This is a genomic window from Brevundimonas sp. ZS04, assembly GCF_001956865.1.
Lineage (GTDB): Bacteria > Pseudomonadota > Alphaproteobacteria > Caulobacterales > Caulobacteraceae > Brevundimonas > Brevundimonas diminuta.
Map to the genome: position 1 here is coordinate 52,846 of NZ_MTHE01000002.1, position 22,948 is coordinate 75,793.

The 22,948-nt window shown below is 69.1% G+C and carries 18 protein-coding genes and 1 tRNA gene; 11 read left to right on the forward strand and 8 right to left on the reverse strand.

Annotation, left to right across the window (positions count from 1 at the left end; translation table 11 throughout):
- Window positions 1–133 precede the first annotated feature (133 nt).
- Both BJP32_RS03325 and BJP32_RS03330 read left to right on the forward strand, forming a co-directional pair.
- On the forward strand, window positions 134–964 hold the full coding sequence (locus BJP32_RS03325) for a TerC family protein (RefSeq protein ID WP_003166306.1): 831 nt from the start codon (window positions 134–136) through the stop codon (window positions 962–964).
- Between the two features lie 2 nt (window positions 965–966).
- Entirely contained in the window at window positions 967–1,776 is an 810-nt protein-coding gene (locus BJP32_RS03330) for a glutaminyl-peptide cyclotransferase (protein WP_233126692.1), read from the forward strand.
- A 161-nt stretch (window positions 1,777–1,937) separates the two neighbouring features.
- Here the strand turns inward: BJP32_RS03330 and BJP32_RS03335 are convergent, their stop codons facing one another.
- Entirely contained in the window at window positions 1,938–4,118 is a 2,181-nt protein-coding gene (locus BJP32_RS03335) for a primosomal protein N' (protein WP_198935255.1), read from the reverse strand.
- A 162-nt stretch (window positions 4,119–4,280) separates the two neighbouring features.
- Here BJP32_RS03335 and fsa point away from each other — a divergent pair, with 162 nt between their 5' ends.
- The 4 genes from fsa to BJP32_RS03355 all read left to right on the forward strand — a co-directional run bounded on the left by fsa (window position 4,281) and on the right by BJP32_RS03355 (window position 7,690).
- Window positions 4,281–4,934 carry a fructose-6-phosphate aldolase gene (gene fsa, locus BJP32_RS03340; RefSeq protein WP_046652464.1) on the forward strand — a complete coding sequence of 218 codons (654 nt, stop codon included), beginning with the start codon at window positions 4,281–4,283 and terminating at the stop codon, window positions 4,932–4,934.
- Window positions 4,935–4,958: 24 nt separating this feature from the next.
- Window positions 4,959–5,660 (forward strand): DUF484 family protein, encoded by a 702-nt coding sequence (locus BJP32_RS03345; protein WP_083673857.1) that lies wholly within the window; start codon window positions 4,959–4,961, stop codon window positions 5,658–5,660.
- Between the two features lie 11 nt (window positions 5,661–5,671).
- Window positions 5,672–6,586, forward strand: coding sequence for a tyrosine recombinase XerC (locus BJP32_RS03350; RefSeq protein WP_046652824.1), 915 nt, complete (start codon window positions 5,672–5,674; stop codon window positions 6,584–6,586).
- Window positions 6,587–6,667: 81 nt separating this feature from the next.
- Window positions 6,668–7,690 (forward strand): pepsin/retropepsin-like aspartic protease family protein, encoded by a 1,023-nt coding sequence (locus tag BJP32_RS03355; protein WP_143255404.1) that lies wholly within the window; start codon window positions 6,668–6,670, stop codon window positions 7,688–7,690.
- A 5-nt stretch (window positions 7,691–7,695) separates the two neighbouring features.
- Here the strand turns inward: BJP32_RS03355 and BJP32_RS03360 are convergent, their stop codons facing one another.
- On the reverse strand, window positions 7,696–8,487 hold the full coding sequence (locus BJP32_RS03360; protein ID WP_076222872.1) for an SDR family oxidoreductase: 792 nt from the start codon (window positions 8,485–8,487) through the stop codon (window positions 7,696–7,698).
- A gap of 69 nt (window positions 8,488–8,556) precedes the next feature.
- On the opposite strand from BJP32_RS03360, the gene BJP32_RS03365 reads away from it, so the two are divergent.
- Window positions 8,557–9,123: a GNAT family N-acetyltransferase gene (locus tag BJP32_RS03365; protein WP_076222874.1), complete on the forward strand. Its 567-nt coding sequence runs from the start codon at window positions 8,557–8,559 to the stop codon at window positions 9,121–9,123.
- Here BJP32_RS03365 and BJP32_RS03370 read toward each other — a convergent pair.
- The 3 genes from BJP32_RS03370 to BJP32_RS03380 form a co-directional block, all read right to left on the reverse strand.
- The gene (locus tag BJP32_RS03370) at window positions 9,098–10,183 is read right to left on the reverse strand and encodes a DUF5694 domain-containing protein (protein WP_046652468.1); all 1,086 of its coding nucleotides are present in this window, start codon (window positions 10,181–10,183) and stop codon (window positions 9,098–9,100) included. The two genes, BJP32_RS03365 and BJP32_RS03370, sit on opposite strands and share 26 nt — an antisense overlap.
- 138 nt (window positions 10,184–10,321) lie before the next feature.
- Window positions 10,322–11,734: a dihydrolipoyl dehydrogenase gene (gene lpdA, locus BJP32_RS03375; protein WP_076222876.1), complete on the reverse strand. Its 1,413-nt coding sequence runs from the start codon at window positions 11,732–11,734 to the stop codon at window positions 10,322–10,324.
- A 199-nt stretch (window positions 11,735–11,933) separates the two neighbouring features.
- Window positions 11,934–14,777, reverse strand: coding sequence for a TonB-dependent receptor (locus tag BJP32_RS03380; protein WP_076223113.1), 2,844 nt, complete (start codon window positions 14,775–14,777; stop codon window positions 11,934–11,936).
- Between the two features lie 253 nt (window positions 14,778–15,030).
- On the opposite strand from BJP32_RS03380, the gene BJP32_RS03385 reads away from it, so the two are divergent.
- A complete protein-coding gene (locus BJP32_RS03385) occupies window positions 15,031–16,137 on the forward strand; it encodes a phytase (protein WP_076222877.1) in 1,107 nt (368 codons plus the stop codon).
- A gap of 125 nt (window positions 16,138–16,262) precedes the next feature.
- Here BJP32_RS03385 and BJP32_RS03390 read toward each other — a convergent pair.
- Window positions 16,263–16,337: transfer RNA gene (locus tag BJP32_RS03390), tRNA-Gly, on the reverse strand.
- Window positions 16,338–16,609: 272 nt separating this feature from the next.
- On the reverse strand, window positions 16,610–17,392 hold the full coding sequence (locus tag BJP32_RS03395) for an SDR family oxidoreductase (RefSeq protein ID WP_003166320.1): 783 nt from the start codon (window positions 17,390–17,392) through the stop codon (window positions 16,610–16,612).
- A 54-nt stretch (window positions 17,393–17,446) separates the two neighbouring features.
- Here BJP32_RS03395 and BJP32_RS03400 point away from each other — a divergent pair, with 54 nt between their 5' ends.
- The gene (locus BJP32_RS03400) at window positions 17,447–17,851 is read left to right on the forward strand and encodes a YkvA family protein (protein ID WP_003166321.1); all 405 of its coding nucleotides are present in this window, start codon (window positions 17,447–17,449) and stop codon (window positions 17,849–17,851) included.
- Window positions 17,852–17,885: 34 nt separating this feature from the next.
- On the opposite strand, the gene BJP32_RS03405 is transcribed toward BJP32_RS03400, so the two are convergent.
- Window positions 17,886–18,887 (reverse strand): NADPH:quinone oxidoreductase family protein, encoded by a 1,002-nt coding sequence (locus BJP32_RS03405; RefSeq protein WP_076222879.1) that lies wholly within the window; start codon window positions 18,885–18,887, stop codon window positions 17,886–17,888.
- 109 nt (window positions 18,888–18,996) lie between these two features.
- Between BJP32_RS03405 and BJP32_RS03410 the strand changes: the two genes are divergently transcribed.
- Both BJP32_RS03410 and BJP32_RS03415 read left to right on the forward strand, forming a co-directional pair.
- The gene (locus BJP32_RS03410) at window positions 18,997–19,872 is read left to right on the forward strand and encodes an isoaspartyl peptidase/L-asparaginase family protein (protein ID WP_076222880.1); all 876 of its coding nucleotides are present in this window, start codon (window positions 18,997–18,999) and stop codon (window positions 19,870–19,872) included.
- 107 nt (window positions 19,873–19,979) lie between these two features.
- Window positions 19,980–22,835, forward strand: a complete 2,856-nt coding sequence (locus BJP32_RS03415) for a pitrilysin family protein (RefSeq protein WP_076222882.1) — start codon at window positions 19,980–19,982, stop codon at window positions 22,833–22,835.
- The last annotated feature ends 113 nt before the right edge of the window (window positions 22,836–22,948 follow it).

A 22,948-nucleotide genomic window follows, 5' to 3' on the forward strand; every position in this document is an offset into this window, starting at 1 on the left:
TCTCTTTGGTCGAATAGGACCGGTCAAGCTGGGTTCGACAGGAGGGCCTGCGACGACGACGACGCCATCCGACGCTTGATGCGCGCTCACGCTCCCGTTACCGAAAACCTTCCAACACCCATCAGGACACCCGATGCTCGAAAGCATAACCCCGCTGTTGACCGATCCCGCCGCCTGGGCGGCCCTTGTGACCCTCGTGGTCATGGAGGTGGTGCTGGGGATCGACAACCTGATCTTCATCTCGATCCTCTCGAACAAGCTTCCGCCCGAACACCGCCAGCGCACGCGCCGCATCGGCATCGGCCTGGCGCTGATCATGCGCCTGGGCCTTCTGGCCACCATCGGCTGGATCGTCGGCCTGACCCAGCCGGTCTTCGACCTGGGCTTCCACGGCGAGACCTTCGACACCGCCTTCTCCTGGCGCGACCTGATCCTGATCGCCGGCGGCCTCTTCCTGGTCTGGAAGGCGACGAAGGAAATCCACCACGCCGTCGACACCACGCCGTCGAACGACCACCTGCTTGAGAAGGACAAGAAGGACGTCGTCATCAACAACGTCGGTTCGGCCATCTTCCAGATCATCCTGCTGGACCTGGTGTTCTCGGTCGACTCCATCCTGACGGCGGTCGGCATGACCGATCACGTGCCGATCATGATGATCGCCGTGGTCATCGCCGTTCTGACCATGCTTCTGGCGGCCGACCCGCTGGCGAACTTCATCGACAAGAACCCGACCGTGGTCATGCTGGCCCTGGGCTTCCTGCTGATGATCGGCGCCGTGCTGATCGCCGACGGCTTCGGCGTCCACGTGCCCAAGGGCTATATCTACGCCGCCATGGCCTTCTCGGCCCTGGTCGAGGGCCTGAACATGTGGTCGCGCAACGCCCAGATCAGAAAGAACCAGGCCGAGGAAGCCGCCCAGGCCGCCCTCAACAAGGCCGAAACCGCCGAGCCCGGCGTCTAAGCGTGCGTATCGGGCCGGTCCTGGCGACGCTTCTGCTGGCGCTTCCCGCGTCGGCGGCGGCGCAAGCGCCGGGGCCGGCCCCTTCTTCTTCCACTCAGCCCGCGCCGGCCCGCGTTCCGGTCTACGGCTATGAGGTGGTGCGGACCTTCCCCCACGACCCGACCGCCTTCACCCAAGGGCTGGTCATCCGCGACGGCGTGCTGATCGAGAGCACCGGCCGCAACCCTTCCAGCGTGCGGCGCGTGCGGCTGGAGGACGGCGTCGTGCTGCAGAAGCGCGATCTCGATCCTGAATATTTCGGCGAAGGCCTGACCGAGAAGGACGGCCGCGTCTTCTCCCTGTCCTGGGTCAACGGCGTCGGCTTCATCTGGAGCGCGGACGACCTGAAGCCCGTCTCCCGCTTCGCCTATGCAGGCGAAGGCTGGGGGCTGACGCATGACGGAACGCGCCTGATCCTGTCGGACGGATCGGCGGCCCTACGTTTCCTCGGCCCCGATACTCAAGCCGAGACCGGCCGCGTCAGCGTCACCCTGAACGGCCGTCCGGTGCGCCAGCTGAACGAACTGGAATGGATCGACGGCGAGGTCTGGGCCAACGTCTGGCGGACCGACTACATCGTCCGCATCGACCCTGCGTCCGGCCGAGTGGTGGGCGTCATCGACCTCAGCGGCCTGCTGCCCAAGGATCAGGTGAAGGATCCGGTCGACGACGTGCTGAACGGCATCGCCTGGGACGCGCAGAACCGCCGCCTGTTCGTCACCGGCAAGAACTGGCCCAGCCTGTTCGAGATCCGGCTGACCGGGCCGAGGTAGGCGCGGCTCTCGCCCTTACCCCTCACTCCACCGTCATCCTCGGGCTTGACCCGAGGATCGAGCGGCGGGCGCGCTCGCCCTCTCCAAAGTCGCGGAGGCGGATGGACCGATCCTCGGGTCAAGCCCGAGGATGACGGAGAGTGGGTAGGCGCCAGCACGCCTTACAGGAAACTATAAGGATCCACGTCCACCGTCAGCCGCACCGAGGCCGGAACCTTCACCCGCGCCAGCCAGGCGCGCAGGAAGGCCTGCAGGTTCACGTCGCGGTCGGCGCGCACCAGCAGCCGCTTCCTCCGCCGCCCGCGCACCAGCGCCAGCGGCGCATCGGCGGGGCCGTAGACCTCCAGCCGTTCGGCGTTGGGGATGGCCTCGGCCAGATCGCGGGCGACCTTCTCGACCGTCATCGCGTTCTCGCTGGACAGGATCAGCGCCGCCAGACGGCCGTGCGGCGGCAGGGACGCCGCCTCGCGCTCAGCCATCTCCGCCTCGACGAAGGCGTCGCGGTCGCCCGCCGCCAGCGCCTGCAGCACCGGATGCTCGGGCGTCCAGGTCTGCAGCAGGGCGCGGCCCGGCTTGTCCGCCCGCCCCGCCCGGCCCGTAGCCTGGGCCAGCAGTTGATAGGTCCGCTCGGCCGCGCGCAGATCGCCGCCGCGAAGCCCTAAGTCCGCATCGACCACCCCGACCAGGGTCAGGCGCGGGAAGTTGTGGCCTTTCGCCGCAGCCTGGGTGGCGACCAGGATGTCGATCTCGCCGTCGGCCATGCTTTGTATGAGGGCGCGGGCCGACTTGCCGTCCGGCACGGTGTCCGAGCTGAAGACAGCCGTGCGCGCCTGCGGGAACAACTGCCGCACCTCCTCCTCGACCCGCTCGACGCCCGGCCCGACCGGGACCAGAGTATCCTCGGCCCCGCATGACGGGCAGGCCTTGGGCTTGGGCATGGAGAAGCCGGTCAGGTGGCAGACCAGCCGCCCGGTGTAGCGATGCTCGACCAGCCAGGAATCCGTATCCGGCGCCGTCAGCCGGTGCCCGCACGACCGGCACAGCACCACCGGCGCATAGCCGCGCCGGTTGAGGAACAGCAGGCTCTGCTCGCCCCGCGCCAGCGTCTCGCCGATAGCTTCGCGCAAAGGCTGGGACAGCCAGGTCTGCGGGTCGGGCGGACATTCGCGCAGGTCGATCAGGCCGATCTCGGGCAGCACCGCCGCCCCATGCCGCGCCGCCAGCTTCAACCAGCGATACCGCCCCTGATGGGCGTTCCACAGGGTCTCCAGCGACGGGGTGGCCGAGGCCAGCACCACCGCCGCCCCCTCGATCCGCGCCCGCGCCACGGCCAGGTCGCGGCCGTGATAGACCAGCCCCTCCTCCTGCTTGAACGAGCCGTCGTGCTCCTCGTCCACCACGATCAGGCGCAGGTTGGCGTAGGGCAGGAACAGGGCCGAGCGCGCGCCGACCACGATGTTGCAGCGCCCGGCGACCACCGCCTCCCACGCCTGACGACGGCGCGGCGGGGCGACGCCGGAATGCCATTCGGCCGGTGCGACGCCGAAGCGGGCGGTGATACGCTCGATCACAGCCTGGGTCAGGGCGATCTCGGGCAGCAGGATCAGCACCTGCGCCGTCGGATCGGCCCGCAGCGCCCGCGCCGCCGCCTCCAGATAGGCCTCTGTCTTGCCCGAGCCCGTCACCCCGTCCAGCAGGAAGGGCGCGAAGCCGCCCGCCGCTGTCGCCTCGGCGATGGCCGCCGCCGAGGCCGCCTGATCCGGATTCAGGGTCGCGGGCGCATGGTCGGGGTCGGGCGGGTCGAAGGCGGCGACGGCTTCGACCTCGAACGCCTCCAGCACCCCTTCGTCGACCAGTCCCTTGACCACGCCGGACGAGACGCCCGCCGCCCGCGCCAGATCGGGCCCGGACATGGCCCGCGCGCCCAGCGTCTCCAGCACCGCCGTCCGCGCCGCGGTGGGGCGAGCGGGACTGCGCCCCTCGACGCGCCGCACCCGCCGCTCAGGCCGGGGCCGGGGCGCGCGCAGGCCCTTCAGCGCCGTCGCCGCCATCTCGCCGGGCGGGCTGAGGGTCCAGCGCGCCGCCCATTCGACGAAGTCCAGCGTCCGCTCCGGCAGGCGCGGATCGTCCAGCAGCTGCTCGACCGCTTTCAGCTTGCGATTGGAGCCGGTCGTCTCGAACACCTCGGCCACCACGCCCCGGATCAGGCGCGGGCCCAGCGGCACGGCGACCTGATCGCCGCGCGCGACCGACAGCGCCTCGGGAACCGCATAATCGAAGGCTTCCGGCACCGGCAGGGGAATGAGGACGGAGGCGATTTTCACGCGGCTTCTCCTCCCCATTTCGTGGGGAGGTGGCGCGGTCGCGCAGCGACCGTGACGGAGGGGCTGCCTGGTTCTGCTGACAGAAGCCCCTCCACCACTACGTGGTCCCCCTCCCCACAGAGTGGGGAGGAAAAGAATGAGAGTCGCCCTTCGCGTTGGTCAGGGTTAGAACTCTTCCCCATGAAACTCTTTCTCGACACCGCCGACGTCGCCGTCATCAAGGACTTGCTGCCCACCGGGATGGTGGACGGCGTCACCACCAATCCTAGCCTGATCGCCAAGTCGGGTCGCAACATCGCCGAGGTCATCGCCGAAATCTGCGCCCTGGTCGAGGGGCCGATCTCGGCCGAGGCCGTGGCCACCGACTTCGAGACCATGGTCAAGGAGGGCGACAAGCTGGCCTCCATCGCCCCCAACGTCGTGGTCAAGCTGCCGCTGACCTGGGACGGCCTGCGCGCCACCCGCGCCTTCGCCGACAAGGGCATCAAGACCAACGTCACCCTGTGCTTCTCGGCGGCCCAGGCCATGCTGGCGGCCAAGGCGGGCGCGACCTTCATCTCGCCCTTCGTCGGTCGCCTGGACGATGTCGGCGCCGATGGCGTGGGCCTGCTGGAGGACATCCGCACCCTGTATGACATCCACGATTTCAGCACGGAAATCCTGGCCGCCTCGGTGCGCAATCCGGACCATGTGACCGCCGCCGCGCTTGCCGGCGCCGACGCCTCGACCATTCCGGCCGACGTTTTCAGGGCCCTGGTAAAGCACCCGTTAACCGACAAGGGGTTGGATGCCTTCCTGGCGGACTGGGGCAAGACCGGTCAGTCGATTCTGTAGTTTCTGACCCGACGAGAGGTCCGCTTGAGCACTTCCCTGGACCTCTCCACCGACCCGGCAGCGGGCCTGCACTGGCCGCAGGTGCGGGCCTGGCTGGAAGATCACGCCGAACACCTGCTGGACGACCGCGCCCTGCTGGAAGAGCTGGGCCTGGCCGCCACCGGCCGTAACGTCGTCGACTTCGGCCGCGCCGCCCTGGCGCGGCTGGAGGCCGTCGCCCAGCGCGAGGCGGGCGCCCGCAAGCTGATCGAAGAGATCGCCCGCGCCAACTTCGCCGCCCAGACCCAGACTCACGTCGCCGCCCTGGACCTGATGGAGGCCCAGACCCACGCCGAACTGGCGCGCTGCCTGGACGCCGTGACGCAGGGGCGTTTCGGCCTGGCCGGCGCCGCCGTGGCGATCGAAAAACCGGGCGCCGTCCCCTTCGGCTGGAAGGCGCTGGAGCCGGGCCGCGTCGACGCCCTGCTGGGCGAGGACGGCCTGCACTGGCTCGGCCCCAACTTCACCGGCCTCAGCCTGTTCGGCCCGGCCGAGGGCGAGGTCGCCTCGGTCGCCCTGGTGCGGATGAACCTGCGCCTGCCGGGCGCCGCCGCGCCCCGCGCCGCCCTGTGCGCCTTCGGCTCGGGCGAGGAAGACGGCTTCACCCCCGCCATGGGCTGCGAACTGGTGGCCTTCGTCGCCCGCGTGGTCGAACGCATGGCCGAGCGATGGCCGCTGGACGCCTGAACGTCCCCTCCATGACTTCGCAGGACGCTCTGGCCGCCTGGCTGGAGCATCTGGCCCACGAGCGCCGCCTGTCGCCGCGCACGCTGGAGGCCTATGGCCACATCGGCCGGCTGTATCTGGCCTTTCTGGAGCGCCATCGCGGCGGCCCCCAAAGCGCGGCCGACCTGGGGTCCGTCACAGCGGCCGAGGCGCGCGCCCATCTGGCCGAGCGCCGCAACGGAGATCGCCCGCTGAACGCCCGCTCGCTCAGCCAGACCCTGGCCGCCATCCGGGGCTTTCACGCCTTTCTTGACCGGCGCCTCGGCGTAGCGACGCCCCAGCTGGCTCTTGTACGGGGGCCCAAGGTCAAGCCGTCCCTGCCCCGCCCGGTCAGCGAGGATCAGGCCAAGGGCCTGCTGCACGAACCCGAGGCTGATCCCGACATGGAGCCGTGGGAGGCCGCGCGCGACCGCGCCGTCCTGACCCTGCTCTACGGCTGCGGCCTGCGGATTTCGGAGGCTCTGTCGCTGAAGCGGTCGGACGCCCCACTGCCCGAATCCTTGCGCATCACCGGCAAGGGCGACAAGACGCGCATGGTCCCCGTACTGCCCCAGGTGCGCGAGGCGACGCAGGCCTATCTGGCGCTGCAGCCCTTCGTCATCGACGCGGATCAGGCCCTGTTCCGGGCGCGGCGCGGCGGCCCTTTGAGCGCCCGTCATGTGCAGGCGGCCGTGCAGCGGCTGCGCGGGCGCCTCGGCCTGCCCGCCTCGGCCACGCCCCACGCCCTGCGCCACAGCTTCGCCACCCACCTGCTGGGCGCCGGGGCCGACCTGCGCTCGATCCAGGAGCTGCTGGGCCACGCCAGCCTGTCGACGACGCAGAAATACACCCAGGTCGACGCCGCCCGCCTGCTGGCCGCCTACGCCCAGGCCCATCCGCGCGGCTGACCCTCCGCAAACGGACTTTTCAGCACCCCGAAAAGGCGCCAGAATTCCGGCCTGGGGATCGCGGAACGGGAGTTCACGCGCGTGCACAGGCCGTTTCTCGTTTCTGAGACCGATCGCTTCGCCCCCAGCCGTCGCATGGCCCTGAGCCTGCTGGCCCAGACCGGACTTGTTCTGACGGCTCCTGCCTGGGCGCAGGATTCGACGAGACAGACGCCTCCCGCTCCGCCCGACGCCGAGGCGCGCCTGCTGGCGAACCTGCTGACCCGCATCGGGGTCGAGGTCGATCTGGACGGGCGCAAGGCGCTGTTCGTCATCGACACGGGCGCAGAGCGCAGCGCGATCTCCGACCGGCTGGCGCAGGCGCTGGACCTTCCGCCCGGCCCGCCCGTCCTGGTGCACGGCATCACCACCGCCCAGATGACGCCGACCGTGCGCCTGCCCCATCTGGCCTTTTCCGAGCGACGGTTCGCCGACCTGGTCCTGCCGGTCTTTCCCTATGGGCTGCTGGGGGCCGACGGTCTTCTGGGGCTGGACGTGCTGTCGCGCTTCCGGTTGACCCTGGACCTGCGGCGACGCCGGGTCATGATCGCGGCCTCGGGCGCCGACGTCGTGCGGCGCGGCCTGTCCTTCGGCGGACGCGCCAGCCGCGTGGGTCTGGACATCACCGATGTCCGCTCGGGGCGTTTCAGCCAGTTGATCCTGACCCAGGTCGCCGCCGACGGCGTCCCGGCCGTCGCCTTCATCGACAGCGGCGCCCAATATTCGATCGGCAACCGCGCCCTGATGCGGGCGCTGGATTCGCGCCTGGGCAGGGTCGAGCGTCCCTTGGTGCGAGTCTATGGCGTAATCGGCCAGTCCTTGCTGGTGCGGTCCGGCGAACTGGCTGATCTGCGCCTGGCGCGGCGCGATCTGGGGCCGACGCCTCTGTTGTTCGGCGATCTGCACGCCTTTCGCATCCTGAACCTGATCGACCGCCCCGCCCTGTTGCTGGGCGCCGACGTCCTGACCCGGTTCAGCCAGGTGACGCTGGACTATGGCCGGGGCCGCATCGCCCTAGGCGGCCTGGCCCGTCGTCCGACGCCGCAGGCCGCGCCTCGGTCCTAGGCCGATCAGATCGCCTTGACCGCTCCGCCATCGATGCGGATCAGGGAGCCGGTGACATAGCCCGCCAGCGGACTGGCCAGGAAGGCGGCGACGGCGCCGAACTCCTCGGTCGCGCCGATGCGTCCGGCGGGGATGGACTTGACCGATTCCGCACGGGCCTCGGCGGGTTCGACGCCAGTCGCTGCGGCGCGGGCGGCGTCCAGCCGCTCAATGCGCGGGGTGTCGATCCGGCCGGGCAGAAGGGTGTTGACCGTCACCCCATTGGCCGCCACCTCGCCCGCCAGGGTCTTGGCCCAGGCCGCCACCGAGGCGCGCAGGGTGTTGGACACGCCCAGCGTCCCGATCGGCTCGATCACGCTGGTCGAGGCGACGTTCAGCACCCGCCCCCAGCCCATGGCCCGCATCCCCGGCATGACCCGGTCGGTCAGGCGGAAGACCGACAGCACCATGGCCTCGAACTGCTCGCGCCACAGCGCCGGGTCCAGCCCCGCCACGCCCGACGGCGGCGGCCCGCCCGTGTTGTTCAACAGGATCTGGATCGGCCCGCCCAGCCCCGCCTCAGCGACGTCCACCGCCTTCAGCAGGGCCTCGTGATCGGCCAGGTCGGCCGGGGCGATGACCGCCCGGCCCGGCCCCATGGCGTTCAGTTCGTCGGCCACGGCCTGAAGCCTGGCCGCATCGCGCGACAGCAGGGCCACGTGCGCGCCCTCGGCCACAAGCGCCGTCGCCACCGCCCGCCCCAGGCCGCTGGAGCCGCCGCAGACCAGGGCGCGCTTGCCGGTGAGTTGAAGATCCATGCGAGGCTCCTGTTGCGAAACACCCAAAGCTCCACATGTACGTGGCCCTCTCGTCCAGACAAGGCCGCCATGTCGCTTCCCGCCCTGCCCATCGAAACCGAACGCCTGTCGCTGCGCGCCTTCAGCCCGGACGATTTTGACGCCTATTACGCCTATCACGCCCTGCCCGAGGTCTATCGCTACCTCTACGCCGCGCCGCCGAGCGCCGAAGAGGCGCGCAAAACCCTGCAAACGGCGAACGCCTTCACCGAGGACGGCGACGTCGCGCGGCTGGCGGTGACGCGACGCGCGGATGGAGCCCTGCTGGGCGAGCTTTTCCTTAGGCTGGCCAGCAAGGCGGCCTTGCAGGCCGAGATCGGCTACATCTTCAACCCGACCTTCGCCGGCCAGGGCTACGCCGCCGAGGCGGTGCGCGCCCTGGTCGGCGTCTGCTTCTCCAGCCTCGGCCTGCATCGCCTCTACGCCCGCCTCGACACGGACAACCAGGGCTCCATCGGCCTGGTCGAGCGGCTGCGCTTCCGGCGTGAGGCGCACCTGATCCAGAACGACCGTTTCAACGGCGTCTGGGGCGATGAATTCATTTACGCCGTGCTGGCCGCAGAATGGGCCGCTAACGCAGAACCGCGTCGGAACTGACCAGCCGCACGTCGTGCATCTGGTTCAGATAGGCCTCGTAGTAGCCTTTGTGCGAGGCGCCGACGATGGTCAGCATCCGCGTGCCCGGATAGCGCCCCAGCACGTCGCGGATGTTGGCGACCATACGCAGGTTGCGGGTCTCCCAATAACCCAGGTAGCGTCGCCCGAACGCCTCGGGCGACGGCTCCACATGGGTCGCGCCGAAGTCGGAGCGATAGGCCGCTACGGCTTCAGCCGGATCATTGTAGGCCCGATACATCGCCAACAAGCCGCCTGGACGCTCCAGACCAGCGCCCAACGCCGCTGAGGCTTCCTTTCGCGCCTTTGAATTCGGGTTGTCCCAAGATCCCATGATGGCCTGGCGATAGCCCTCCTGCTCGTCCGGTCGAATGTCGGAAGAAGCCGTGTGGTCATCAACGGCCCACAACCTCTCCAGGCCCAGACGCGCCGCCAGAGCCGCGGCGATCAGCTCGGTCTCATTGCGACGCGTCATCCGACGGTTCAGTTCGGCAACCAACTCCTCCGTCAGCCCGTCCTGGGCCAACCGCTCGCTTTCAGGCAGGCGCAGCCACTGGACCACGGCGGACTGTGCTTCTCCGGCGGCCAGAAAAAGTAGGGCGAGCTGTCGCCTCTGTGTTGACGAAGGCGTCTCCGGCCAGTCCGCCAGAACGCGCTCGACTTCGACATTGGCGCCCGGAACATCCAATGCAGCGGCTTCACCGGCCTTGGCCGGATCATAGCAATAGCTTCTAATCGTCGAGGCATAGCGTGTCGGCTGGCGTTTCATAGCATCGCACTGCAGACCCGAAAGGTTCTCGACCGCAATCGCCGTCGGTCGCCAAGTCGCCAACCGATCAAGCAAGGGCTCCAACAGCTCGGGCCGGAAGCTGTCCGGCAGGGCGGACAGGTGCGGCGAGCCCAGCACCAGAACCTCATTGAACGCGCCTGCCGGAGGGCCTTTCAACTGGTCAGGATGAAACGTGGGTCGATAGTCCTGCGCCGAGGCGACAGAACCGATCACCGCCCAGGCCGCCGCCGCCATTCCAATCGCCAAACGCATCGTTTCACCCTCTTTCCCGCCGTTTCGCGGTGAAACTGAAGACGCCCGCCGAGGCCAGCAAGTTAAGTTTCGGCAACGAAAAACGGCGCGCCCCGTGCGGAGCGCGCCGTTCAGATCGCGGTCTGAAGCCGGTGAGGCTTACGCCTGCATCGTCCAGCCTTCGACGCCCATGGCGGCCTGACGGAAGGCTTCCGAGCGGGTCGGGTGCGGGTGACAGGTGCGGGCCACGTCTTCCGAGGCGCCGCCGAAGGCCATGGTCATGCAGGCCTCGCCGATCAGCTCGCCCGCCTGCGGGCCATAGATGTGGACGCCCAGAACCTTGTCGGTCGCGGCGTCGGCCAGAACCTTCACGAAGCCCTCGGTCTCATGGTTGATCTTGGCGCGGCTGTTGGCGGCGAAGGGGAATTTGCCCTTCTTGTAGTTGACGCCCGCGGCCTTCAGCGCCTCTTCGGTCTTGCCGACCCAGGCCACTTCCGGGCCGGTGTAGATGACCGACGGCACCAGGTCGTAGTCGACGTGGCCCGGCTTGCCCGCGATCAGTTCGATCACGGCCACGGCGTCTTCCTCGGCCTTGTGGGCCAGCATCGGGCCGTGCGTCACGTCGCCGATGACCCAGACGCCCGGCGCCGAGGTCTTGAAGTGGTCGTTGGCGATGAAGCCGCGCTGATCCGGCGTGACGCCGACCGTCTCGAGCCCCAGGCCTTCGGTGTAGGGACGGCGGCCGATGGCGACCAGCACCACGTCGCCCTTCAGGGTTTCCGCCTCGCCGCCCTTGGCGGGTTCGAGGGTCAGCTCCACGCCGTCCTTGGACGTCTTGGCGCCGGTGACCTTGGTGCCCATGCGGAAGGTCATGCCCTGCTTGGTCAGGCCGCGCTGGAAGGCGGTGGCGACTTCGCCGTCCATGCCCGCCCCGACCTTGTCGAGGAACTCCACGACCGTGACCTGGGCGCCCAGACGACGCCAGACCGAGCCGAGCTCGAGGCCGATGACGCCCGCGCCGATGACGATCAGATGCTTGGGAACCTTGGGCAGGAACAGGGCGCCGGTCGAGTCGATGACCTTGCCGTCCTCGAAGGCGACGCCCGGCAGCGGGGTCGGCTCCGAGCCGGTGGCGATGACGATGTTCTTGGTCTCGAGCGTGGTCTTGGCGCCGCCCTCGGCTTCGACCTCGACCTTGCCCTGGCCGACGATGCGGCCGAAGCCCTTCACCACGTCGACCTTGTTCTTCTTCATCAGGAATTCGATGCCCTTGGTCAGGGCCTCGACGCTGTCGTCCTTGGCCTTGTGCATCTGGGCCAGGTCCAGCTTGGGCTTCACCTCGATGCCGATGCCGGCGAATTCGATGTTGGCGGCCTCATACAGTTCCGAGGCGTGCAGCAGGGCCTTCGACGGCATGCAGCCGACGTTCAGACAGGTGCCGCCCAGGGTCGCGCGCTTTTCGATCAGGGCGGTCTTCAGCCCCAGTTGTCCGGCGCGGATGGCGGCGTTGTAGCCGCCCGGCCCGCCCCCGATGATCACCACGTCGTAGGTCTGGGAAGCAGCGTCGGCCATATGGTCCTCTGATCGTTCAGGCGCTGGGGAAGAGAGCGGCGCGGACACTAGCGCCGACCCCGGCGGGGTCAACCGCCACGGTCCATATAGGCCCGGATCGCGTCGGGGACCATGCCGAGAAAGACTAAAGGAGGGGCCGACGAAAGCAAAAGGCCGGGCGTCGCCGCCCGGCCTTCCGTTTTCAGCCGCTATGGACCGATCAGTATTTGAAGCGCACGCCCATGAAGACGTTGTAGCCGAACTTCTCGTACTCATAGGTCCGCTCGCGCGAGCCGTAGTAGCGAACGCCCGCCGAGTCGGTCAGGTTCTTGGCCTCGCCGAACACCTCGACCCCGTTGCCGAAGTCGTAGGAGGCGGTGAAGTCCAGTTGCTCGCGGCCTTCGACGAACAGGTCGAAGTCGGGGTCGTCGGCGTTGATCTCTTCCAGATAGTCGCTGCGCTTGGTGTAGCTGAGGCGGGCGCTGAAGCCGGCCATCTCGTAGAAGAGGGCCAGGTTGTAGTTGTTCTCCGACTGGCCCGGCAGCGAGAACTTGTTGCGGCCGCCATAGGCCTGGGCCGTTTCGATCTCGGCGTCGGTCCAGGTGTAGTTGGCGAAGACGCCGAAGCCCGAGGCCCAGCCGGGCAGGAAGCTGAACTTCTGCTGCCAGTTCAGCTCCAGGCCCATCAGGTGGCCGTTCGGGGCGTTGATGGGGGTCTCGAACTCGGCGTCGAACTCGGTCCCGTCGATCGTCACCTTGTCCTCGTACTTGAGGATGTAGCGGTAGTCGCTCAGATCCTTGTAGAAGGCGTTGGCCGACACCACGCCCAGCGAGGCGAAGTAGTATTCCAGCCCGAAGTCGACGTTGTTCGACAGCGTCGGCTGCAGGTCCGGGTTGCCGATCTCATACGAGATGTCCGTGCCGTCGGTCTCTTCGATACGACGCGGGACGATCTGATTGAACTCGGGGCGCGAGATCGAGCGCGTCAGGGCGAAGCGGCCGATCAGATTGTCCGAGAAGCTGTGGCGGACCGTCAGGTTGGGGAAGAACTCGGTGTCGTCGCGATCGACCCGCGCCATGTCATAGGGCTTGGTGCCGTCGTTATCGATCAGGCTGGCGGCCTCGCCCTCGAACTTGGTGTTCTCTACGCGCAGGCCGAAGATGATGTTGGTCGCGCCGATGTCCAGGCGGCCCTGGGCGTAGGCCGACAGAATGTCTTCCTTGGCCGTATAGTCCGCCGCGATGGAATCCGCCGGACGGATCGGCGACAGCGGGCGCATCTGGCCGAAGTAGTCGTCCACCAGGCCGTTGTTGAACTTCTTGCCCAACAGATAGTCGTAGTTGCGCGAGTCCGAGCCCGTCAGCAGGTCGGCGTAGGACTGCGACGGCGCATGGGCGGCGTCACGGCTGCGGAAGCGGTCCTCGTCGGCCGAGATGTCGCGGGTGCGGTATTTGCCGCCGAATTTCCAGGTGATCTCGCGGCCGCCGATGACCGAAGGCAACTCGAAATTGGTCTGGAAGGTCAGTTCGTCCTGCTCGGTCGTGCTGGAACGGAAGGCGTTCTCGCGGAAGCGGTATTGCGCCGCATCCATGTGTTCGCCGGTCGTGAAGATCGAATAGGTCGGCTGGTAGTGATCGCCGGTGAAGTCATAGGTGACCGACGGCTTGGCCCGCGACCGGAACAGCAGCTCGTTGCGGTTCGGATAGGTCTGCTCGCTGCTGGCCCACGAGATGTTCGCGTCCCACACGGCGCCGTTGCCGAAGATGCGCTCGGCCCCGGTCGTCAGGGTCAGGATTTCGTTCTTCTGGGTGCGGTGACGCAGTTGGCGCTCGACCGTCACGTCATTGAAGGTCGCCTTGCGGTCGGTGGCGCCGGCCTGAAGCTTTCCTTCGTCATAGGTCAGCAGCAGCTGGTTGCGGTACTCGTCGTCCTCGAACTGGGCGAACGAGCTGCGGACCCAGGCGCGATAGGCGTCCGACGGGCGGAACTCCAGCGCGCCGTTGATCGACTGGCGCGTACGCTCGGTGTCGTAATCCTTGAACAGGCTTTCCTCGAGGGCGAAGACTTCGCCGCCTTCGGGGGTCTCCATCTTGGTCCAGCCGGACTCGACGTTGTCGGGGCGGCGGTTGGTCCTGGAGTAGGAGTAGGACAGCAGGCCGCCGAAGGTCTGGTCCGCGCCGAAGACGTTCGACGCCGTGGCGCCCGCGCGGATGTCCTCGCCGCCGTAGTCGTTGTAGCTGCCGCCGGCATAGCCGCTGACGGCCAGGCGGCGCTGGTCGAAGGGCGAGCGGGTCTTGATGTTGACCGCGCCGGCGATGGAGTCGGCGTCCTGGCTCGGCAGCAGGGTCTTGGAGATCTCGATGTTGGAGACGATGTCGCTGGGCAGGGTGTCCAGGTCGACCGCGCGCGTGCCCGGATCGACGGCCGGAACCGTCACCCCGTCCACCGACACGGAGGTGAAGGCCGACGGCGCGCCGCGCACGTTGATGTAGCGGCCCTCGCCCTGGTCGCGCTGGATGGCGATGCCGGGCACGCGCTGCAGGGATTCCGCCACGTTCGGATCGGGGTAGCGGCCGATGGCGTCGGCCGACAGGACGTTGATGGTGCCGTCGGCGTTCTTCTGCTGGTTCAGCGAGCGGGCCACGCCCTCGGTGATGACGCCGTTGACGATGACGTCGGCCACGGCGACCGCATCGCCCGAGCCCATCATGACGGTGACCGAGGTCAGGCGGCCCGGCGCGGCGGCGACCGTCTGGGTCGCGGTCGGCAGGCCGATGTAGCGGGCCTCCAGCGTGACCTGGCCCGAGACGCCGCCCAGGTTGAACTCGCCCTGGCTGTTGCTGACCGCGCGGCGGCCGCTGGCGCGGTCGATGATCTCGGCGCCCGGCAGGGGCGAGCCGTCGGCGTTGACGACGCGACCGATCAGGCCGTCGCCCGCCGGGGCGGCCGCGACGGCCGGAGCGGCGTCAACCGCCACGTCGGCAGCCCTGGCGTCAGCAGCTTGGGCGGCGACAGCGAAAACCAGCGGCAGGCTCGCCGCGCTGAGAAGAAGTCCGAGCTTCATGTCCATATCCCCGAAGGCCGGCGCCGCTTCTGGCGGCCCGGTTCCGGCGGGATGGCTAATGCGCCGCGACGACGCGGCCGCGACGGTTTCACGAAAAGGAATCTGCGAGCGGAACACGGGATGACGACAGTTCGTCCCGATCCGGATCATCCGTTGTCGAACCATCGCCGAACCGTCGCGGCGGCGCCGTTGACCGTCCTTTCGCGCGCGTGTTTCGGGCGGGCATTCCTCATTCGGACGGAAAGCTCCGCTCATGCCCGCCTCCCTGCCCCTGCGTTCGCTCGCCGGCCTTCTGGCCCCCGCCCTGCTTCTGGCCGCCTGCGCCGGACACGAGGCGGACTATCAGGGCGAGGGCGGCGGCTTCGTCGGCCAGGGCGCGCCCGTGCGCGCCGTGCTGGAGACGCCCTCGGTCGGCACGGTGGGCGACGACGCGGCCGACGATCCCGCCGTCTGGGCCTCGACGACGCCCGTGACCATCGGCGGCGTCCAGACCCCCGGCTTCGTCGTCGGCACCGACAAGAAGGCGGGCCTCTACGTCTACGGTTTCGACGGCAAGATTCTGCAGTTCATGCCCGAGGGGCTGCTGAACAACGTCGATGTAGTCGAGGGCCTGAGCCTCGACGGCCGCCCGCAGTTGCTGATCGGGGCCAGCGACCGCACGCCGGGCCGCACCGGCGTCGCCCTCTATCTGTTCGACCCGGCCGGGACCGGCGACAACAAGGTGCGCTACTGGGGCTCCATCGCCACCGACGTGGTCGAGCCCTACGGCTTCTGCTTCGCCCGGCGCGGCGAGGAGGTGCACGCCGTCCTGGTCGGCCATGAGGGCGAGCTGCGTCAGTTCATCGTCGCCGCCGGACCCGACGGCCGCCCGTCTGCACAGTTGGTCCGCCGCGCCGAGATCGGCTCCATCTCCGAAGGCTGCGCCGCCGATCCGGCGACCGACGCCCTCTATATCGCCGAGGAGAACGTCGGCCTGTGGCGCTACGGCCTCGACCCGGCTTCGGGCGGGACGCGCACCCTGGTCCAGCCGGTCGCGCCGGGGCTGCTGGTGGCCGACGCCGAAGGGCTGACCACGCTGACGGACGGCGCCGCGCGCTATCTGATCGCCTCCAGTCAGGGCGACTCGACCTTCCCCGTCTGGCGCATCGACGGCTCAGAACCGCAGTTCAAGGGCCGCTTCGTGGTCGTGGACGGGACGGTCGACGGGGTGACGGGCACCGACGGCCTGGCCGCCCTGGGCGGTCCGGTCGGACCCTTCCCCGAGGGCCTGGTGGTCATCCAGGACGACGTCAACGACACCGGAACCCAGAACTTCAAATACGTCGACTGGCGCGACATCCGCGCCGCGCTGGGGCTGTAAGGTCGGAGGAGGGAATGCGAAAAGGCCTGACGGGATCGTCGGGCCTTTTTCACGTGCGGCGATGGACAGGGCGCAAAAGGAAACGGGGCCCGACCTTGCGGCCGGACCCCGTTTTCCCTTTCGACTGGAGCGGGCGAGGCGATTCGAACGCCCGACCCTCACCTTGGCAAGGTGATGCTCTACCCCTGAGCTACGCCCGCACTCCGTTGGGAGCGATGTGCTGCTCCCCGTCGAGGAAGGGGCGTATAGCGGACCGACTTCGGATCGCGCAAGCCCCTTTTTCGATTTTCGTCCAATCCGTCGATTTTTTTCGAATAGCCCTGAAACTTCACACGAAAACGGCCCCCGGAACGCCCGCTCGGACGCCTCGGGGGCCACTTCAAAGCGCAGCTGCTGCCGCCGCTACGCGCCCTGCCCGCTCAAGCAGCGAGCCGCCGCGCGGCGAGCGCTAGCGGCCTTGCCGCTCATCGCCTTAGCGAGGCGCGAGACGGATCGCCCCGTCCAGACGGATGCACTCGCCGTTGATGTAGGTGTTCTCGGCCAGATGCAGGGCCAGGGCGGCGTAGTCGGCCGGCGTGCCCAGACGCTTGGGGAAGGGGATCATGGCGGCCAGGGCGTCCTGCACCTTCTGGTCCATGCCCGCCATCATCGGCGTCCACATGATGCCCGGCAGGATGGTGTTGACCCGCACGCCCTCGTTCATCAGGTCGCGCGCGACGGGCAGGGTCATGGCGTAGACGCCGCCCTTGGACGCCGAATAGGCCGCCTGGCCGATCTGGCCGTCCTGGGCCGCCACCGAGGCGGTGTTGATGATCAGGCCGCGCTCGCCGTCGTCCATCGGCTCCAGCGTCACCATGCCCGCCGCCGACTGCGACAGGACGCGGAAGGTGCCGAAGAGGTTAATCGAGACGGTGCGCTCGAACTGGGCCATGTCGTGGGCGCGGATCTCGCCGGTGTCCTTCTTGCGGCTGACGGTCTTCTGGCCGGTGGCGATCCCGGCGCAGTTGACGGTCAGGCGCTCCTGGCCGTGGGCGGCGCGAGCCTTGGCGAAGCCGGCGGCGACGCTGTCGTCCGAGGTCACGTCCACCTTGCAGAAGACGCCGCCGATCTCCTGGGCGATGACCTCGCCGCGCTCTTCGTTCAGGTCGAACAGGGCGACCTTGACGCCCTTGGCCGCCAGGGCGCGCGCCGTGCCTTCGCCGAGGCCCGAAGCCCCGCCCGTCACCACTGCTGCGATCGAAGCGTCGAGTTTCATGAAAGTCGTCCTATATTCGATTGAACCGAGTGCTCGTGCGAGGATTTAGCGGCCATGACCGCAAAGACCAACGGGGTGTCGCCTGATGACGCCATCAATCCTGAAAAGGCCCTGGTTCCCGCCGTGCAGAAGGTGAACGAGATGCGCGTGCGCAAGGGCTTCTGGCCCAAGATGCGGCGCACCGCCGCCCGCATCCCCTTCGCCGGACAGGCGATGGCGGCCTGGTACGCCGCCCAGGATCCCAAGACGCCGCTGGCGGCCAAGGGGCTGATCCTGGGGGCGCTGGCCTATTTCGTCATGCCAGTGGACGCCATTCCCGACATCTTCGCCGGCATCGGCTTCACCGACGACGCCGCGGTGATCGCGGCGGTGCTGGCCACCCTGGGCGCCCACCTCAAGCCCCGCCACCACGATCAGGCGGCGCAGGCGTTGAAGCGGCTGCGGGAGGACGAGGAATAAGCCCTTCTCCCCCCGTGGGAGAAGGAAGGGTCGATCAATCCTCCACCTTCACCACGATCTTGCCGACGGCCGAGCGGTCGCTGAGGGCCTGGATGGCCTCATGGGCGCGCTCCAGCGGGAAGGTGCGGCTGACGCGCGGCTTGATCTTGCCCTCGGCGTAGAGCTGCATCAGCTCGGCCATGTTGGCGGCGTGGGCCTTGGGATCGCGGGCGACGGCGGCGCCCCAGAAGACGCCGACCACCGACACCGACTTCAGCAAGGTCAGGTTCAGCGGCAGGGACGGAATCCCCGCCGGGAAGCCGACCACCAGATAGCGGCCGTTCCAGTCCATCGCGCGCAGGGCCGGCTCGGCGTAGTCGCCGCCCACCCCGTCGAACACCACATCGGCGCCGTCGCGGCCGGTCGACAGCTTGAACTCGCCCGACAGCTCCTTCTGGGCCGCCTTGTCCATCGGGCCGGAGGGGTAGATCAGGCCGTTGTCCGCGCCCAGCTCCAGCGCGAACTCGACCTTGTCGTTGGTCGAGGCGGCGGCGACCACGCGCGCGCCCATCGCCTTGCCCAGCTCGACCGCAGCGGCGCCGACGCCGCCCGCCGCGCCCAGCACCAGCAGGGTCTCGCCCGGCTGCAGCTGCGCCCGGTCCTTCAGGGCGTAGTAGCTGGTGCCGTAGGTCATGATGAAGGCGGCGGCGGTCTCATAGTCCATGCCCTCGGGAATGGGGATCAGGCTGTCGGCCTTGACCTTCAACCGCTCGACCATGCCGCCCCAGCCGGGCACGGCGACGACGCGGTCGCCCCGGAACACGCCCTTCACCCCCTCGCCGACGGCGTCGATCACGCCCGCGACCTCGGCCCCCGGCGCGAAGGGGCGCTCGGGCTTGAACTGGTATTTGTCGGCGATGATCAGGGCGTCGGGATAGTTGACGCCCACGGCCTTGACCTCGATCACCACCTCGCCCGGACCGGGCGTGGGGTCCATGACCTCCTCGACGACAAGCGATTCCGGGCCGCCGGGGGCCTTGGACAGGACTGCACGCATAGGAACTCTTTTCAGCTTTCCCCCATCGGCCATGGCGCCGACACGCCGGCGACGCTAATCAGCCTGCGGCCCGATGCAAAGAGGTCGAATAGGTTCTGAGGAGACGATCATGGCGAAACCCGCCCTCATTCTTCACGGCGGCGCCGGCGCCCGGCGCGAGCGCAACTACGACGCCGAGGTCGTGCACATGCGCGAGGTCGTCGAGGCGATGAAGGCGCGGCTGGACGCCGGGGCGTCGGCCTTGGACGTGGCGGTCGAGGCGGTCGTCATGCTGGAGGATTCCGGCCTCTACGTCGCCGGGCGCGGGGCGTCGCCCAATCTGGCGGGCGACTATGAGTTGGACGCCAGCCTCATGGACGGCGCCTCGGGCAAGGCCGGGGCCGTCGCCGCCCTGCAAGGGTTCCGCAACCCGGTCGTCGCCGCCCGCGCGGTGATGGACCGCACCCCCCACGTCATGCTGGCCGGAAACGGCGCCGCCCGTTTCGCCGCCGAACAGGGCCTGACCCGCGTCGAAGATCCTGAGGCATGGTACACCCGCGCCGGCAAGGGCGAGGACAACCATCCGCCCGGCGGCCTGAGCCACGGCACCGTCGGCTGCTGCGTGCTGGACAGCCAAGGCCGTCTGGCCGCCGCCACCTCGACGGCGGGCGTGTTCGGCAAGATGCCGGGCCGCGTCGGCGACACCCCTATCCCCGCCGCCGGCACCTGGGCCGACGAACACGCCGCCGTCTCCTGCACCGGCCAGGGCGAGTATTTCATCCGCGTCGCCGCCGCCGCGCGCACGGCCTTCGGCGTCGCCGCCGGTCAGTCTCTGGCCGAGGCGTCGCAAGCCGTCATCGACCGCATCGGCGCCCTGGGCGGCGACGGCGGCCTGATCGCCCTGGACCGCGAGGGCAACATCGCCGCCCCCTACAACAGCCAGGGCATGAAGCGCGCCTGGCTGGCGACCGACGGCGGCGTCGGCGTCGAGGTGTTCGGGCGGTAGAGCTCCGCCCCTTTCATTACAGCTCCGTAAGGTGCGCGGCGGCTCTTCGCCCTGCTAGGCTTTCAGCGCCCGTTTCTTCGACTGCGGGCGTTGGAAAGCCGCCCCTCATGAAGAATCGCCTGATCCTGACCGCCTGCGCCTCGGCGCTGCTGCTCGGCCTGCCCGCCGCCGCCCCGGCCTGGGCCAAGGCGCCGCCCGCCGTCGCGTCTGCCGCCCAGGGCGGGGTCGAGGTGCCGCCGCTGGGCTTCGCCAAGCGGGTGCTGGCCAACGGCATGGAGGTCTATACGGCGCGCGACGCCTCGACCTCCAACGTCACGGTCCAGGTCTGGTATCGCGTGGGGTCGAAGGATGATCCGGCGGGCCGCTCGGGCTTCGCCCACCTGTTCGAGCACCTGCTGTTCAAGGCGACGAAGAACATGCCGTCCGAGACGTTCGATCGTCTGACCGAGGACGTCGGCGGCTTCAACAACGCCTTCACCGCCGACGACGTGACCGCCTATTACGAGGTCGTCCCGGCCAACCACCTGCAGCGCATCCTGTTCGCCGAGGCCGACCGCATGGGCTCCCTGGTCGTCGACGAGGCGAACTTCGCCTCAGAGCGCGACGTGGTGAAGGAGGAATACCGCCAGCGCATCCTGGCCAGCCCCTACGGCCGTCTGTTCGGCCTGTTCACGCCCGAGACCATCTATCAGGACCACCCCTATCGCCGTCCGGGCATCGGTTCGATCGAGGAGCTGGACGCCGCGACCCTGGACGACGTGCTGCGCTTCCACGCCACCTACTACCGGCCGGACAACGCCATGCTGATCGTGGCGGGCAATTTCGATCAGGCGCAGCTGGACGGCTGGGTCGACGAATATTTCGCCCCGCTGAAGCGTCCGGCGACGCCCATGCCCGCCAACGACGTGAAGGAGCCCGAGCCGACCGGCCCGCGCACCGCCACCTATTACGCGCCGAACGTGCCCCTGCCCGCCGTCGCCCTGGCCTGGAACACCGTGGCCTACAAGGACGCCGACCGCGCGGCCCTGACGGTGCTGGACGGCATCCTGTCCACCGGCGAGAGCAGCCGCCTGTACCGCTCGCTGGTCTATGACAAGCAGATCGCCGCCTCGGCGGGCTCCAACCCCGACTTCGCCCAGCAGGCGGGCAACCTGGCCGCCTACGCCATCATGGCCGGCGGCCAGACGGTCGAGACCGGCAAGGCCGCGCTGGAGGCCGAGATCGCGCGTCTGCGCGACGAGCCCGTCACCGCCGCCGAACTGGCCGAGGCCAAGAACGAGCTGGTCGCCGACGCCCTGCGCGGCCGTGAAAGCATCGACGACCGCGCCACCACCCTGGGCATGGCGCTGATCATGACCGGCGACGCGACCGCCGCCGACCGCGAGATCGCCGAGATCCAGGCCGTCACCGCCGCCGACGTGCAGCGCGTGGCCCGCCGCTATCTGACGCCGCAGCGCCAGATCACCATCAACTACCTGCCCGCCGACGACGCCAATGCGCCCAGCGAGCAGAAGAAGAACGTCGACGCCCCCGTCACGGTCGCGTCCCTGGCCCCGGCCGGCCCGGTCGCGGTCCTGCTGCCGGAAACCGAGCGCGCCCGCCTGCCCCAGCCGGGGCCCGAGGTGTCGCCCGCCACCCCGGCCATCGCCGACTTCCGTCTGGACAACGGCCTGCGCGTCCTGGTCGCCCCGACGCAGGGCCTGCCGCTGGTCTCAGCGCGGCTGAACTTCAACGCCGGTTCGGCCCACGATCCGGCGGGCAAGCCGGGCGTCGCCTCCATGACCGCCGCCCTGCTGACCCAAGGCACGACGACCAAGGCGGCCCCGGAAATCGCCACCGCCATCGAACAGCTGGGCGCCAGCATCGGCGCGGGCGCGGGCGCCGACTTCACCAATGTCTACGCCAATGCGCCCAAGGACGTGTTCGGCCGGACCCTGACCCTGATGGCCGACCTGGTGCGCAACCCCACCTTCGCCGCCGAGGAGCTGGAGCGTCAGCAGTCCCAGACCCTGGACGGTCTGCGCGTGGCGCTGAGCCAGCCGGGCTCCATCGCCTCCCAGTCGGTGGGACGCGTGATCTACGGCGACGCCCCCTACGGCGCGCCGGGCTCGGGGACGGTGAACAGCATCCCCGCCCTGACGCGCGACGACGTGGCGGTGTTCCACTCCGACCGCTTCCGTCCGTCGCAGGCCACGCTGGTCTTCTCGGGCGACGTGACCCCGGCCGAGGCCCGCGCCCTGGCGGATGAAGCCTTCGGCGACTGGCGCGACGCCGGTCCCGCCCCTGCCGCCGTCGACAAGGCGGGCCAGGCTTTGGCTCCGCGCGTCGTCGTCATCGACCAGCCGGGCGCCGGCCAGGCCGCAGTCGTCGCCGCCATCCGCGGCGTCAGCCGCACCGACGCCGACTTCTTCCCGCTGACGGTGGGCAACACCCTGTTGGGCGGCGGCTATTCCTCGCGGCTGAACCAGAAGATCCGCATCGAGAAGGGCCTGTCCTACGGCGCTGGATCGGCGCTGGGCGCGCGGGCCGAAACGGGCGTCTTCACCGCCTCGACCCAGACCAAGAACGAGTCGGCGACAGAGGTGGTCGAGCTGATGCTGGCCGAGATCGGCAAGCTGGGCGACGCCCCGGCGACCGAGGCTGAATTGGCCCCGCGCCGCGCCACCCTGATCGGCGCTTTCGGCCGCTCGCTGGAGACGGTCGACGGCCTGGGCGGCCTGGTCGCCAACCTGGCCCTCTACGACCTGCCGATGAGCGACCTGGCCGACTACGCCGGGCGCGTCCGCGCGGTCACGCCGCAGCAGGTCGAGGCCGCCTTCGCCGAACACCTGCCGACCGACCGGGCCAGCCTGGTCGTGGTCGGCGACGCCTCGAAGTTCATCGACGGCCTGCGGGCCAAGTATCCGAACGTCGAGGTCATTCCGCTGACCGAACTCAATCTGGACAGCGCGACGCTGAAGTAGGGCGCCGGGCGATCTTTTCCTCCCCATGCAAATGGGGAGGGGGACCGCGAAAGCGGTGGAGGGGCTAGGACGGCGGAACCAAGCGGCCCCTCCGTCTCGCCGGCTACGCCGCC

Bases quoted from the DNA above. Each gene is read 5' to 3' on its own strand.
- BJP32_RS03400 (WP_003166321.1), top strand. From the start codon at position 17,447: ATGACCGCAAAGACCAACGGGGTGTCGCCTGATGACGCCATCAATCCT.
- BJP32_RS03365 (WP_076222874.1), top strand. From the start codon at position 8,557: ATGTCGCTTCCCGCCCTGCCCATCGAAACCGAACGCCTGTCGCTGCGC.
- BJP32_RS03415 (WP_076222882.1), top strand. From the start codon at position 19,980: ATGAAGAATCGCCTGATCCTGACCGCCTGCGCCTCGGCGCTGCTGCTC.
- fsa (WP_046652464.1), top strand. From the start codon at position 4,281: ATGAAACTCTTTCTCGACACCGCCGACGTCGCCGTCATCAAGGACTTG.
- BJP32_RS03395 (WP_003166320.1), bottom strand. From the start codon at position 17,392: ATGAAACTCGACGCTTCGATCGCAGCAGTGGTGACGGGCGGGGCTTCG.
- BJP32_RS03405 (WP_076222879.1), bottom strand. From the start codon at position 18,887: ATGCGTGCAGTCCTGTCCAAGGCCCCCGGCGGCCCGGAATCGCTTGTC.
- BJP32_RS03385 (WP_076222877.1), top strand. From the start codon at position 15,031: ATGCCCGCCTCCCTGCCCCTGCGTTCGCTCGCCGGCCTTCTGGCCCCC.
- BJP32_RS03335 (WP_198935255.1), bottom strand. From the start codon at position 4,118: ATGGGGAGGAGAAGCCGCGTGAAAATCGCCTCCGTCCTCATTCCCCTG.
- BJP32_RS03360 (WP_076222872.1), bottom strand. From the start codon at position 8,487: ATGGATCTTCAACTCACCGGCAAGCGCGCCCTGGTCTGCGGCGGCTCC.
- BJP32_RS03325 (WP_003166306.1), top strand. From the start codon at position 134: ATGCTCGAAAGCATAACCCCGCTGTTGACCGATCCCGCCGCCTGGGCG.
- BJP32_RS03380 (WP_076223113.1), bottom strand. From the start codon at position 14,777: ATGAAGCTCGGACTTCTTCTCAGCGCGGCGAGCCTGCCGCTGGTTTTC.
- lpdA (WP_076222876.1), bottom strand. From the start codon at position 11,734: ATGGCCGACGCTGCTTCCCAGACCTACGACGTGGTGATCATCGGGGGC.
- BJP32_RS03410 (WP_076222880.1), top strand. From the start codon at position 18,997: ATGGCGAAACCCGCCCTCATTCTTCACGGCGGCGCCGGCGCCCGGCGC.
- BJP32_RS03370 (WP_046652468.1), bottom strand. From the start codon at position 10,183: ATGCGTTTGGCGATTGGAATGGCGGCGGCGGCCTGGGCGGTGATCGGT.
- BJP32_RS03350 (WP_046652824.1), top strand. From the start codon at position 5,672: ATGACTTCGCAGGACGCTCTGGCCGCCTGGCTGGAGCATCTGGCCCAC.